We start from the raw sequence: 13,227 nt of genomic DNA, 5'->3' as shown, positions 1-13,227 counted from the left end.
TCACACACTTTTTTTCTACACACGCACTTTAACTTACTGGATTTTACACACACTTATTGTCACTGCTTTAGGCCAGTAACCTGCCCCGCACACGTTGATCTACACACACACTTTTAACTTACTGGATTTTTTACACACTCGTTGTCATTGTTTTAGGTCAATGACTTGCCTCGCACACTTTAATCTACACACACACTTTTAACTTACTGGATTTTTTATACACTCGTTGTCACTGTTTAGGTCAGCAACTTACCTTGCACACTTTGTTTACACACACTTGTTGTCACTGTTTAGGTCAGCAACTTACCTCACACACTTTGATCTACACACACACTTTTTTCTGGATTTTTCACACACTCGTTGTCACTGTTTTAGGCCCATGACCTGCCTCGCACACTTTGATTTACACACACACTTTTTTCTGGATTTTTTACACACTTATTGTCACTGCTTTAGGCCAGCAACTTACCTTGCACACTTTGTTTACACACACACACTTTTAACTTACTGGATTTTTTACACACTCGTTGTCACTGTTTAGGTCAGCAACTTACCTCGCACACTTTGATCTACACACACACTTTTAACTTACTGGATTTTTTACACACTCGTTGTCATTGTTTTAGGTCAATGACTTACCTCACACACTTTGTTTACACACACACTTTTTTCTGGATTTTACACACACTTATTGTCACTGCTTTAGGCCAGCAACTTGCCTCGCACACTTTGATTTACACACACACTTTTTTCTGGATTTTTTACACACCTATTGTCATTTTTTAAGGCTAATGACTTGCCTCACACAAATTTAAATACCTCATTGCCATTGGATACATGTATTAACACTCAACATTTCACTGAAAACAGATAAAATTAATTAGTTTAGATGATAGACGAGCTTCTTTTATGTTGCCAGCCATAAAGAAATCTCATCTATCTTCCTGTTATCTATCTTGCTAAAGTTTTATGATGCATATTGCGCTTGAACTATCGATTGTCTACGATATTGAACGACTAATACCATCATATCGTCTTTTATTTTTCCTTTATTTTTATTAACGGTTAGTTGTAACAAACTCTTAGCCAATACTTTTGGCGTTTTGTCAACTTGATATAAAATTGTCTGTTTTAATTGTTCGATATTTCCATACTGTTCAATGATTCCATCACTGCACATGATTAAAATATCATTATCTTCTAAATTTAACGTTACATGGTCGACTACTTGATCTACCATAACTCCAACGGGTAGTTGAGCTAAATTGATTAGTTCTATTTGATGATCACGCACTAAGAATGTTGGGGTTGCGCCGTTTTTATAAAACATGGCTCTTTGTCTTTCTCGGTCAATCATACAAATATCTAACGAAAAGAATCGTTCCTCTGTATTGGAATGTTGTCGTAATTGTTGTAAGGTTTGGATGGCTGTTTTAACAGGGATATTAAAACTTAACAAACATTTTAAAATTTTAAGAGCTTCTGAGCTCTCTTTATGGGCAGCTTCTCCATTTCCCATTCCATCACTTATTGCAATAAAGGTTTGACCATTACTGAAATTCTCATACATATAGCTATCACCTGAAATTTTATTTCCATCTTTTCCAACATAGGAGACAGCGTGATCAATTTTAAATAAGTTCGATGAATAAACTTTAATTTTTGTTTGTTTACCTTTTGTTTTCTCAACAATTAACCGAAGTGGCTCATTCATTATACTCTCTAGTATCGTTTGAATGGACAACAGCGTCAACTCTTTCGGGGGTGAATTAATAACTAAATCCATCTTGATGAGTCTAGGATATAAACTCTTAATCTTAATATCTGCACACCGCACATGAAGCTTATCAAGCTCCTCCTTAATACGATTAAGTTGAAGTTCAAAATCATGACGATCATACATGATTGATTGCATCATTTGATCAATCACCATACGGATACAATCCATGATGACATCAACTTTAATCAACTGACCATGACCAATGAATTCATACATCGATTTAATTAACTGTTGAAAGTTAACCAATTGATTGAATAGCTGGCTAATTGTATAAATATTCAACTTCTCTTTAGCCTCGCGTTTTGGTCTTGGCGAAAATGTCTTTTTCATTTTCGATACAAGTTCCATAACATCTCTCCTCCTACAGAATAACCAATTGTCCCCCCGGGCTCAATTCGTAAGCCTATATTACCACCCTGCAAGTTGATATTTTGTCACTTTGTTGGAGTGTTTTAGTCTTTTGAAAGACAGAATTAGCACCTCTTCGTCAGAGAGTTTAAAAATTATTCAGCCTTTTGACTTTGTTTTACAGCACTCGGCAGTAATTGATGTTAAAACCTTTGTAACGTTAAGTAGAAAGTAGAATAAAAAATCTCAAACTTGCATATAATAAATGCTCATTTTTAAATTTTGATATTAAATGTTAAATTTTGTCCAAATAAAAAGGTCCCTCTATCTACGATAAAGTGACCTTTCTAATATTAATAAATAACAGCTTTTCCTCGCCATCCACCACGTTTGAAACGAACTAGGAAAATAATTGCACGGACACATTCATCAAGAGCCATCGCTATCCAGATACCAGGAAGTCCCCATCCTAATACAATACCGAATACGTATGATAAAAGCGTCGCAATACCCCACATCGATAAAATCCCGACATAGACCGGATACTGCGTATCTCCCGCTGCTTGCATTGAACGAACCAAAACTAAATTCACAGCTCGTCCTAATTCTAAAAATATTTCGATGAACGTGATAGTCTTTAATAAACTTAAAATTTCTTGATTACTCGTAAAAATCCCAAAAATCACATCACTAAACATATAAACCGTAATTGATACCCCGAGTGTAACTGCCATTGCCGGCCATAATGTCTTAAGCCCACGTTGATATGCCGCGTCCTCTTCCTTTGCTCCGACTAAATGCCCGACAATAATCTGATTCGCTTGTGCAACAGCCGATGAATATAAAAATGAAAACCACGCAATCATATTTGCATAAACACGCGCCGTAATAACGATTGTTCCTAACATATTCACACACGTTAAAATAATCATTTGTGAAACATTATACGCCACACTTTCTCCACCAGCAGGCAACCCAATTCGAATTAACTGTTTAAACGTCTCACGGGGAAATGGCCTTAAATATTTAATATGTAAATCCCCCGAAACACTTTTAACAAATACACGATACACTAAAATAACTCCAATAAAGCGACTAAATACACTCGAAACTGCAATTCCGGCTATTCCCATTGAAGGAAGTAACAGAGCATTTCCAACAATATTTAATACATTCACAATAATTGAAACATACATTCCCTGCTTCATTAAACCATTACTTCTAAAAATTGCAGAGAAACTCATAAATAAAGCTTGTAAGAAAATCAGTCCTCCAACAATATTTAAATACACTTTAGCATCAGCCATTAATTCAGTTGGCATCTTTAAAGCATTAAACATCGCGTCACTGCCTAAAAATAATCCTGCACTAATAATCAAACTAAAAATTAAATTCGTAAAAATTCCAACCGTATAAATTTCAGATACCTTTTCTTTATTCCTTGACCCTAAATATTGTGTAACCATAATCGTAATAGCCATTGTTACAATACTAAACGTAATCGTCACAAAATTCATAATCGTATTAACATTTCCAATTGCTGCAACAGAGTTCTCAGAATACTGGCTCATCATAAACTGATCCACATTTCCAACCAACATCTGTAACACTAACTCGATAAATATAGGCCATGTTAATTTAAACAATGAACTTCTTTTATCAATCTCTAACGTATTCATCTTCTTCTCCTCATTATTTATTGAATTTTTTTCTCCTTAAATGCAACAAATCTGGATTATAACACCCACTATTACCAATGTAAACAAATTTTTAAATCCTATTGACTTTTTATTGTAGCAATAATATATTGTATATATACTGTATATACAATATAACAAAGGTGATGCAATGGAAATCATTATAAGCAACTCAAGTAAGAAACCAATTTATGAACAAATAACATCTCAGATTAAAAATCTAATCATGACCGGGGCTTTACAAGAAGGCGATGCCCTTCCCTCAATGAGAGCCTTAGCTAAAACTCTACACATCAGTGTCATTACAACAAAAAGAGCCTATGAAGATTTAGAACGCGATGGCTTCATTGAAACGGTTGTAGGAAAAGGGAGTTTTGTTGCGACTCACAACTCCCATCTACTTAAAGAAGAACAACAAAGACAAATCGAAGATTATTTAACAAAGGCTGTCTCACTTTCAAAAAGCTGTGGTATCTCTTACGAAGAATTAACTGAAATCTTAAATGTTCTATACCATGAGGAGGTATAAAAATGGAACACGCCATTAACGTGAAAGGATTAACTAAAAACTATCCCAATTTTTCAATCAATAATATTAATTTAGTTGTACCTAAAGGTTACATCGTTGGTTTAATTGGAGAAAATGGAGCTGGGAAAAGTACCACCATTAAATCAATCTTAAATCTTATTAATAAAGATAGTGGTTCAATCGAAGTATTTGGACTAGATCATTCAAAATATGAACTAGAAATTAAGCAACGAATCGGAATCGTCTTTGATGAAAGTCATTTTCCTGATCAATTAAAAGCTAAAGATATTAATACAATGATGAAAAATATTTATCAAAATTGGGACACTCCCCTATTTAATCAGTATTTGAAGCAATTTAAACTTCCTGAAAATCAGATCATTAAAGAATTCTCTCGTGGAATGAAGATGAAATTATCTCTCGCCACCGCACTAGCTCATCATCCCAAACTATTAATTTTAGATGAACCGACAAGCGGCCTTGATCCGATTGTACGTAATGAAATTTTAGATATCTTCTTAGATTTCATTCAAGATGAAGAACATTCAATCTTAATTTCAAGCCACATCACCTCTGATCTTGAAAAAATAGCAGACTATATTACGTTTATCCATGAAGGAAATATCATTTTTTCCGAATCAAAAGATGCATTATTAAATGACTATGTCATTATTAAATGTCGTGAGCAAGAACTAACACAAATTGATCCAATAGATATTATCCACAGCAAAAAAACTGGGCAAATTTATGAAATACTCGTTAAAGATAAACAAAAAATGGAGATTAAATACCGAAATCTAATTATGGATCAGCCAAGTATCGAAGATTTAATGCTTATTTATATCGGGGGAATGAAATAATGAAAGGACTTATCTTAAAAGACTTATTAAATTTGCGTAAAAATTTAAAAACAATCATTATCATGTGTCTATTCTACACACTCTTATTTTCAACTTTAAATCCAACATTTCTTTCTGGCATGATTACCATTTTATTTGCAATGCAAATCCTTACAACATTCTCATACGATGATTACTCTAAATGGAATATGTACGCTCTATCGTTACCTATTACCAAAAAGCAACTTGTTTTAAGTAAATATATTTTAGGAATTTCTTTTATTATTTTTGGGGGAGTTTTCTCATTTATTTTAACTTCTCTACTTAGCCTCTTTAAAGGGAGCTTTATACTTGGGGATCTGGTCGCCTCAATAATTGGAAGCACAGGAATTATGATTCTCATGATTCTTATCCTACTTCCTCTTATTTTTAAATATGGAGTAGAACGTAGCCGCATCATGCTTTTAGCTATCTTTGCGATTCCAACCGTTTTAATCCTTATTATTAGTAAAGTCTTAGCTTTAACAGGCATTCCTTTCCCATCAGAAGAACAATTGAATGCTCTATTACCAGTCATCTGTATAATAGCCACCCTTATTCTGATTGCTGGAAGCTACGTATCATATATGACATCAGTTAAAATTGTCACTAAAAAAGAATACTAATTAAAAGGAGATGGATATCCATCTCCTTTTAATTAGGCATAAAAAAACTCCCCTTCGATTTGAAGTGGAGTTTAAATATATATTTTAAACTAAGATCGTCTTAATTAGTTAGAGCGACGACGTTGAGTTTTTAAATTCTTTTTAAGACTAGTTTGTTTCTCATCGCTATCTTTTAAGAAATTAGTGATTGCCTTGTCTAAGTCTAAAGCTGGACGTGCAGGTCTTTCTGGACGTGCAGGTTTCATTGAAAGGTTAATTTTCCCTTCTGGTGTTACCTCTTTAACGCGTACAGTTACTTCTTGACCAACGCTAACAACATCTTCAACTTTTTCTACGAATTTTTCAGATAATTCACTGATGTGAACAAGTCCTGATTTACCATTTTCTAATTCCACAAATGCACCGAACTTCTTAACACTCGTGATTTTACCGTTTAACTTTTGACCAGCTGTGATTGACATAAAAATCGACAGTCCTCCTCATAATATTTATATTAATTAATTTTCGTTTGATTCCTGTGAATCTTCTGGAAGCTTAAAGATTATTTCACCTTCCTCGGATTTAAAATACTTCTCGCGGGCAAGTTGAGCAATATAGTCTTCATTCTCAAGTTTGCTTATTTCATCGCGATAATATTCCTCTTTTTCAGATAACTCTGAATATTGTTCTTCATACTCAGCAAGTAGTGCTTTAGCTTCGGAAAGTTTAGTAAGACGCTCTGTATACATAAAATAACCAGTAGTGACCATAATTCCAACCAAAACAGTCAGTGTTAAAAAGCGTTTGAAAAATTGTTTTCTTCTAATTTTTCGATTCTGTTTCGTTATTAGTGTTAGTTTTCTTGCCACGTCGTCTCACCTTCTTTTTCTTCGTAAACCAAATTCCTAACTTAGCAAAAGGAGTGTAAAATATAAGCTTTAAAATTCTAAGAAACACAATTATTATATCAGAAACAAGCTTGTAAATAAACATAATGGGTGAAATAACTAGGATAATAACCAATTTTTTAATGAACTTTGCTACAATAAACAGGCTTTCTCCCAACATTTCGAGGTCATGATGCAGATTTTGTCTCATAAACTTATAATATAGAATAACACCCAAAGCTAAGAAAAGTAATATGTACAGGTGAAAAATACCTTCATTAACATTATAAATATATATGAATGTGAGGGGGATTTGGATAGTCCAATATAGAATAATCCATGCTATTTGGACGATTTTGTTAAACAATTGATTCTTAACAATCGTCACACAATCAAACGTTATTCCAATAAAAATTCCGTACAAAATAGCATGAATCATTAAGGCGAATTGTGTATTTAGACTCATCTAAATAATTTGCTAAAGATTCCTTTTGAGTCTTCCCCCACTGTTTGAAAATCATCGTATTCATATCCAGTGATATACCCAATAATCGATAGCTCTCCTTTTTCAAGATCAAGATTTTTCAATTCTAAATCCATTCCCCTAACAGTTAAAATCCCCATTGTTGTATCAATAGTAAACAACTCACTATCAAAACTTAATAACTTGGTTATACCTGTCACATCCATCAATTTACGTTCTTTCATCATAACCTGGTGGTGACCAAGTAAAGTGCTTGGCTTCTGTTTCATGTACGATTCTTTCTCATAAATGTTCATAGTCTCTTTTCCCTCCATTATCTGTTATCAATAAAAGTTATGTAATATTAACAACAAATATAACTAAAGGAAAAGAAGTCATTGTTTCTACCTTTTATTTTATGCTTAATCTCACTCGTTGTTCTAACAAAATGACAGATTTCTTTGAAATTAAAATCACTTTTTATCAATTAAAATAGTTTTTTGTTAATTTACTCTAACTTTCTTAATAAAAACTTCATTATCATACTAATTAAAAAATCAAATATCATCACAATCAAAATTAAAATAATCGTCCATCCAAAAACTCCAGCCATATTTAAATACGTCTTCTCATAATTAAGTGCCTGTCCAATTCCAATCCGACTTTGAGCCATAACTTCTGCCATTACCATCACCTTAAAAGCAAGACCGAGCGTTGCCTGTACACCACTACTTAAAGCATAAATTAAATTAGGATAATAAAGCGCAAAAAACTTTTCAAATATTGTGCATCCAAATAATAGACACACATCTTTCAAATCACTATCTACCTTTTTAATTGATCCGACTACCAACTCATAAATAATAGGAAAAATAACTAATCCCACAATAATCGTCGGTCCTAAATCACGACCAAACCAAATTAAGAGAATTAAAATTAATGAAACCGTCGGAATCGTCCGGAGCAATATCATCGCCGGATTTAACAACGCCGCAACTACTTTATAATAACCCGCTAAGATGCCAACAACTAAAGATAAAACTAAAATACACACAAAAGTTACAAGCGTCCTAACAACTGTGACTGAAATAATTTCAATAAATGTTGTGCCTCTTATAATCGTAAAAATCTCCATTAAAATAGATTCACCAGATGGGAGAATTAATGGCTTTCCAACCGAAAATGAAAAATATTCATAAACGACTAAAACAATAAACATCGAAATAACAGTATATATTTTCATGTACTCCCCCCCAGTGCATCTAATAATAAAAAAAGCACTCGAATAATGCTCTCAAACTGAATTCACAAAAATCACCAATAACTGATGAACGTTAAGTTAAACAACAGATTGAAATGCATATTCAAGTGCTAAGTGACAATAACTTGGTAGGTGGTCTTTCCCCTACAAAACAAGTCGGCTACCAAACCGAATTTCAAGTTATCACCGTTTATAATATGTTCAAATCTACCTCATTTATTCCAAAAATTATTTATCATTATCTAAATAATAAAAATCATCATCCGGTAATGCTCCACCTATCGTTTTCGAATCAAACTCATAAAGTTTTTCTAAATATAAATTAATCTCATCCTGCGCCTCTTTAGCCGTTTTAAAAATTAAATGTGAATTAGGAACAGAGGCGGCAATAATAGCTTCAGGCGTTTCAAGCCCTGTTGCATTAGCCTCAATCGCCATTTCATTCGGAGACTCATTTGCAAAATTAACGCTTGCCGCTACCTGTGCTAATAGTGACTCCACAACTCCTGGATTATTTTCAATTAAATCACTGTGAACAAAAAGGCTCGCCTGTGGATAAGACGTCACATCATAAAGAGTTCTCCACTCTTCTTGAAAATCAGCTACCAAATTAGCATTCTCAACCTTCGTCTTCAAAACCGATAAAGAAGGTTCCGCAATAACCGCTATCTCAATTTCCCCCGCAGCAAACATCGACTGAACATCAGTCACACTATTCAAATACTCAATCTCAACTGAATCTAACAATCCTTTTTCCTTAAGAACCGTTTGTAAGACAATATCAGGAGTACTTCCCTGACCAAACGCCGTAATGGTTTTACCAGACAACTCCTCGATTGTCATAGGTTCACTACTGATTAAATACAAATTCCCCCAAACAATCGTTGCTGCTAATTGATAAGGAACCCCCTTCTGATACAACGTTGCTCCTAAATTAGTCGGCGCTACAATCACATTAGCTGTCTCAGAAGTAAAAGCCGCTAATAACGGATCACTACCTTGAACATACGGCTCTACAATACATTTAACTCCTTCATCAAGTTCTGGTAACTCACTTGCTAAATGAGCCATCGCCATAGCAGTCGAACCACTTGGTACTAATATATTAATTGAAACCTCTTCTATATCATCCGCTACCTCTTCAACTGGATGTTCCTCTTTTTCTACTTCCTCTAAAACTTCTGGTTCTTCATTTACTATTTCATTAGTCTTTGGATTTGAACTACATCCCGTTACCATTACTAATAAACACATCATCACCATCATTAAAAACTTCTTCATAACATATGCCTCCCTTTTGACTAAATTATAAAGGCAATATTCCAAATTACATATTAAAAAATATCATAACCGTCCGATGATATCCGACATCTTCAAAAAAATCCGTAACATAATAAAAAAAATCGTAAAATAATAGCGAATCCTAACTCAATTCAAATGCAAAAATCCGATGAAAAAAAACTTAATCAACCATAATTCTTAATCCTTAGAAAATACCTGTCGAGATTTCAAAAAAATAGGCTACCTCCAAATTAGGAGATAGCCTATTTTAATTAACTAGCTTCACGTTTTATAAGTTAAAAGGGGTTTTCAGCCTTTTAGACGGTCTAATCGAATTTTTGAGATTATAAGACCATTTATCCTAATTAAACCCCTTCTACCTATTTTGTATGGAGTAGAAGAGGTTAATTAGGGTTACTCGCAATCCAGCTTCAAACACCAATCCTCCTATAAAGTCTTCAAATGCCTATTGACTCATAAAGCGAGTCAATAGCATTCGATACGACTTTTACGTAGGATTAATCGGTGTTTTCAGCTTTTTACTCAATCTAGCTCCAAGAGACAACTCCTCCATAAAGTTGTATTCACTCTTGTGCTCAACACATAGCACTTCGGTGAATGTCAACTTTTGTTCGCAGTTAACCGTCTCTCTCAGCCTTTTACTCTTATCATTCAAATATTTCGATTCCTGTTACTTCATCTAATGATGGACGTTCAATGCGTTCTTCAGAGATGATTTCATACATGTAAGCTGCATCTTGCTTCTTAGTTGAATCCTTAATATCAGTTACACGTACTTTTAAAATCTTGTTTCCATAATAAAGTGTTAATTCATCACCAAGTTTAACATCTGTACTTGATTTGGCCACTTTTCCATTAATTTCAATACGCCCTTTATCCGCTACTTCCTTAGCTAGCGTACGGCGTTTCACTAAGCGTGAAACTTTTAAATACTTATCTAAACGCATATCTATTCTCCTTTCGTTACTTTATCTTTTGTGTCACCTTTAAAATTTATTACTACCTAGTTAACGATTATCCTACATAATTTTTGGCTTTTACTGTGATTTAAGCCCGCATCTCAGCTTTTTATTCAATCCAGCTTCGACAACCAAATGCTCTATAAAGTCTTAGCCTTTTAGAGGTGGTACATAGATTGTTGTTAGGTTGTCGAGTTTGAAGTTGTGATCGAGTTCGTATAATTTTACCCATTTTAGTTCTGCGATGTTGCTTCCTGCTGCACGAACAATGCATACTTCATATTCATCGTCGTAAACTTCCATTAAATCTATTTTTAAGTTTGAAGCTGTAATTTGATCAAATACTTGTGGAACAATTAGGTGTTGTTTAGGAGCTATTGCTTCATAGTCAAAATCTAAGGCGTCCATCACTTGTAACCCTTCAATCGGATCGATTGCTAATGCCGCAAACATTGGATCTAGGAAGCTTTGCCCACCTAAAACAACAGCTTCAGCTTCAGCTAATAATCGTTTTACTGCATATTCAGCCACACATGGATGACCAGGAGTTGCATAAATAATGTCACCTTTTTTAGCTTCCTCTTTTACTATTTCAATAATCTCTTCATAAACAGCTTCAAATGTATCATGCTTAATATAAATATCATCAAATGCGCGATACTCAATTCCATTTTCCTCTAAAAAATTAATCATTGGATGTTCTTTCGTTCTTAAAAATAAAGGTAATCCAGACTTTAATTTTGCCACAACGCCTAGCGTTAATTGAGACTCATCTCCTGCTCCAAGTCCTACAATGTAAATCATTCATGCTGCCCCTTTCTATTATAAACAGAAATATTTTTTAATTTTTTTATTCAATCTCAGTCCTTAGACCCTATATCCTATAGTCCAATTAAAAGTTTTTCAACTGTAAAAATTTTATCTAGACCTATATATAATTGTTGAAATAATCATTCATCATTAGAGTAAGCTATTTCATCTATCTTTATACTTTTGCTATACTCTTTACATTTTTCGCTTTCTTTTTACGTCGTTTCGCACCTTTTCCCGCTACCTTAGTCGTCATCAAGAAAATTCCCATTATCAATCCATAAACAGTTACACCAGCCATCACTTGGATCGCTAATGAAATCACATTATACATTCGCACATCATCCATTCCCGATAAAATCGTCGGAATCTGTGGTCCTAAATAATCCAGCGTCATCCAAAGTCCAAGCGTTGAAAACAAAACCTTAATCAACGTTAAAATAGATTGGCGATAAATCATCTTCTTAAATTGGAATAAATTAATGACTGCCATAATTCCAAGTGCCGCTACAGAAGAAATAGCAGCTCCGCTAATCCCCATCTCCATCGTTAATGGGGCGGTCAATCCAATCTTAACTAGGATACCCGCTAATACTGACATCACTAACCTCGAATACTGCCCCTCCTGTTGCATTACAGCCGTACTTAAGAAAATAAACGGATAGAACAAAATTTGAATCGTTAAAATCTTTAGCGCCTCTACTCCACTATTATCTTTAAACAAAGCAATATTCAATTCATCTACCACACTAAATAATCCCACACAGGCAGGAATCGATAATAACAGAACTAAGAATAACGCAAAATTAAATACCTTCTTACGTTTTTTTATATCTGTCAGACCGGCCATCTGAGGAATCGTTGAAGAGACAATCGCACTCGTAAAGACTGTTGCTGTTTGAACAATTGGTAATCCACGATCAAAACTTCCCTTTAATTTCATTGCTTCAAGAGCTGGAACTCCACTATCCACAAGTGAGTTAAATACAAAGAAGCTATCTATCAATTGAAAAATAATTAAAATTCCGGCACTTAAAAACAAAAACACACTTTTCTTAAAGAAATGCGGACGATGAGTTAACTTTAAAAACTGTTGCGGTTGATCCTTTGGCTTCTTCAAACATAAATAAGCAATCGCCATTAAAGGTCCGGCTAATCCACCTAAATAAGCAAAATAAGCTAATCGATACACGCTCTGTTCTTGTAACATAAACAAGGCGAACACAATGGCCATTACACGAATTAATTGCTCAATCGTTGTCGAGTATCCAACTTCATGAATGGTCTCTGCCCTTGTTTGAGAAACACCTCGTAAATATGATAAAGTCGGAACTAATAAAAAGGCCAATCCTACCACTTTAATTAAAAGACTCAGTTGTAAGTCTCCCATTAAATATGCAATTACATTACTTCCTAAATATAAACATCCAAACGATACTAATCCAAAAAACCATAACGAATTTCTGATGTATCGCTTAATATCCTCACTGTATCCATACGTTAACAACAACTCTGAAATAATCGTCGGTAAAACAATCCCATTCAACGTTGTATAAATACCAATCAAGGGGTAAACCTGTTGGAACACATATAAACCTTCATCTCCAGCTAGATTCTGATAAGGCACCTTATAAAGCAAACTCAAAAGCTTCACAAAAAAGGCCGTTCCAGTCAGAATCACAGTCCCCTTCATCCAACCCGACTTCAT

Annotated in this window: 14 protein-coding genes; 3 read left to right on the top strand and 11 right to left on the bottom strand. The window is 34.1% G+C overall.

From position 1 onward, the window contains the following. Positions 1 to 967: 967 nt before the first annotated feature. Together J6D32_RS13690 and J6D32_RS13685 are read right to left on the bottom strand one after the other, a co-directional pair. Complete coding sequence (locus J6D32_RS13690) at positions 968 to 2,128, bottom strand: SpoIIE family protein phosphatase (RefSeq protein ID WP_009607164.1); 1,161 nt, start codon at positions 2,126 to 2,128, stop codon at positions 968 to 970. A 353-nt stretch (positions 2,129 to 2,481) separates the two neighbouring features. Further along, positions 2,482 to 3,807: an MATE family efflux transporter gene (locus tag J6D32_RS13685; RefSeq protein ID WP_006783213.1), complete on the bottom strand. Its 1,326-nt coding sequence runs from the start codon at positions 3,805 to 3,807 to the stop codon at positions 2,482 to 2,484. Positions 3,808 to 3,976: 169 nt separating this feature from the next. On the opposite strand from J6D32_RS13685, the gene J6D32_RS13680 reads away from it, so the two are divergent. From J6D32_RS13680 to J6D32_RS13670, 3 genes are read left to right on the top strand one after another with little or no spacing between them, the layout of a single operon-like run. Beyond that, positions 3,977 to 4,354 (top strand): GntR family transcriptional regulator, encoded by a 378-nt coding sequence (locus J6D32_RS13680; RefSeq protein WP_006783212.1) that lies wholly within the window; start codon positions 3,977 to 3,979, stop codon positions 4,352 to 4,354. Between the two features lie 2 nt (positions 4,355 to 4,356). Beyond that, positions 4,357 to 5,214, top strand: coding sequence for an ABC transporter ATP-binding protein (locus J6D32_RS13675; protein ID WP_009607177.1), 858 nt, complete (start codon positions 4,357 to 4,359; stop codon positions 5,212 to 5,214). After that, positions 5,214 to 5,858: an ABC-2 transporter permease gene (locus tag J6D32_RS13670; RefSeq protein WP_006783210.1), complete on the top strand. Its 645-nt coding sequence runs from the start codon at positions 5,214 to 5,216 to the stop codon at positions 5,856 to 5,858. The genes J6D32_RS13675 and J6D32_RS13670 overlap by 1 nt, the downstream gene beginning before the upstream one ends. A gap of 104 nt (positions 5,859 to 5,962) precedes the next feature. Here the strand turns inward: J6D32_RS13670 and J6D32_RS13665 are convergent, their stop codons facing one another. From J6D32_RS13665 to J6D32_RS13625, 9 genes are all read right to left on the bottom strand, one after another. Then, positions 5,963 to 6,319 carry a S1 RNA-binding domain-containing protein gene (locus tag J6D32_RS13665; protein WP_006783209.1) on the bottom strand — a complete coding sequence of 119 codons (357 nt, stop codon included), beginning with the start codon at positions 6,317 to 6,319 and terminating at the stop codon, positions 5,963 to 5,965. 36 nt (positions 6,320 to 6,355) lie between these two features. Continuing rightward, positions 6,356 to 6,706, bottom strand: a complete 351-nt coding sequence (locus tag J6D32_RS13660) for an FtsB family cell division protein (protein WP_006783208.1) — start codon at positions 6,704 to 6,706, stop codon at positions 6,356 to 6,358. Continuing rightward, positions 6,660 to 7,190: a spore cortex biosynthesis protein YabQ gene (yabQ, locus tag J6D32_RS13655; RefSeq protein WP_006783207.1), complete on the bottom strand. Its 531-nt coding sequence runs from the start codon at positions 7,188 to 7,190 to the stop codon at positions 6,660 to 6,662. Before yabQ ends, J6D32_RS13660 begins: the two co-directional genes overlap by 47 nt. Next, positions 7,187 to 7,504, bottom strand: a complete 318-nt coding sequence (gene yabP / locus J6D32_RS13650) for a sporulation protein YabP (protein WP_006783206.1) — start codon at positions 7,502 to 7,504, stop codon at positions 7,187 to 7,189. The genes yabQ and yabP overlap by 4 nt, the downstream gene beginning before the upstream one ends. A gap of 191 nt (positions 7,505 to 7,695) precedes the next feature. Next, complete coding sequence (locus J6D32_RS13645) at positions 7,696 to 8,430, bottom strand: ABC transporter permease (RefSeq protein ID WP_006783205.1); 735 nt, start codon at positions 8,428 to 8,430, stop codon at positions 7,696 to 7,698. A gap of 246 nt (positions 8,431 to 8,676) precedes the next feature. Then, entirely contained in the window at positions 8,677 to 9,729 is a 1,053-nt protein-coding gene (locus tag J6D32_RS13640) for an ABC transporter substrate-binding protein (RefSeq protein WP_009607170.1), read from the bottom strand. Between the two features lie 668 nt (positions 9,730 to 10,397). Beyond that, positions 10,398 to 10,697 carry an RNA-binding S4 domain-containing protein gene (locus J6D32_RS13635; RefSeq protein WP_006783203.1) on the bottom strand — a complete coding sequence of 100 codons (300 nt, stop codon included), beginning with the start codon at positions 10,695 to 10,697 and terminating at the stop codon, positions 10,398 to 10,400. A gap of 162 nt (positions 10,698 to 10,859) precedes the next feature. Beyond that, entirely contained in the window at positions 10,860 to 11,513 is a 654-nt protein-coding gene (locus J6D32_RS13630; protein WP_006783202.1) for an SAM-dependent methyltransferase, read from the bottom strand. Between the two features lie 181 nt (positions 11,514 to 11,694). After that, positions 11,695 to 13,227, bottom strand: coding sequence for an oligosaccharide flippase family protein (locus J6D32_RS13625; protein ID WP_055165311.1), 1,533 nt, complete (start codon positions 13,225 to 13,227; stop codon positions 11,695 to 11,697).

The sequence above is a fragment of the Turicibacter sp. genome, assembly GCF_017941855.1.
Classification (GTDB): Bacteria; Bacillota_I; Bacilli_A; order MOL361; family Turicibacteraceae; genus Turicibacter; species Turicibacter sanguinis.
The sequence above is the reverse complement of the archived record's forward strand: the minus strand, read 5'-3'. Positions and strand labels throughout refer to the sequence as shown.

What these genes read in the sequence shown, in the direction of transcription:
- J6D32_RS13690 (WP_009607164.1), bottom strand. Translation starts at nt 2,128, where the DNA reads ATGGAACTTGTATCGAAAATGAAAAAGACATTTTCGCCAAGACCAAAA.
- J6D32_RS13685 (WP_006783213.1), bottom strand. Translation starts at nt 3,807, where the DNA reads ATGAATACGTTAGAGATTGATAAAAGAAGTTCATTGTTTAAATTAACA.
- J6D32_RS13680 (WP_006783212.1), top strand. Translation starts at nt 3,977, where the DNA reads ATGGAAATCATTATAAGCAACTCAAGTAAGAAACCAATTTATGAACAA.
- J6D32_RS13675 (WP_009607177.1), top strand. Translation starts at nt 4,357, where the DNA reads ATGGAACACGCCATTAACGTGAAAGGATTAACTAAAAACTATCCCAAT.
- J6D32_RS13670 (WP_006783210.1), top strand. Translation starts at nt 5,214, where the DNA reads ATGAAAGGACTTATCTTAAAAGACTTATTAAATTTGCGTAAAAATTTA.
- J6D32_RS13665 (WP_006783209.1), bottom strand. Translation starts at nt 6,319, where the DNA reads ATGTCAATCACAGCTGGTCAAAAGTTAAACGGTAAAATCACGAGTGTT.
- yabQ (WP_006783207.1), bottom strand. Translation starts at nt 7,190, where the DNA reads ATGAGTCTAAATACACAATTCGCCTTAATGATTCATGCTATTTTGTAC.
- yabP (WP_006783206.1), bottom strand. Translation starts at nt 7,504, where the DNA reads ATGAACATTTATGAGAAAGAATCGTACATGAAACAGAAGCCAAGCACT.
- J6D32_RS13645 (WP_006783205.1), bottom strand. Translation starts at nt 8,430, where the DNA reads ATGAAAATATATACTGTTATTTCGATGTTTATTGTTTTAGTCGTTTAT.
- J6D32_RS13640 (WP_009607170.1), bottom strand. Translation starts at nt 9,729, where the DNA reads ATGAAGAAGTTTTTAATGATGGTGATGATGTGTTTATTAGTAATGGTA.
- J6D32_RS13635 (WP_006783203.1), bottom strand. Translation starts at nt 10,697, where the DNA reads ATGCGTTTAGATAAGTATTTAAAAGTTTCACGCTTAGTGAAACGCCGT.
- J6D32_RS13630 (WP_006783202.1), bottom strand. Translation starts at nt 11,513, where the DNA reads ATGATTTACATTGTAGGACTTGGAGCAGGAGATGAGTCTCAATTAACG.
- J6D32_RS13625 (WP_055165311.1), bottom strand. Translation starts at nt 13,227, where the DNA reads ATGAAGTCGGGTTGGATGAAGGGGACTGTGATTCTGACTGGAACGGCC.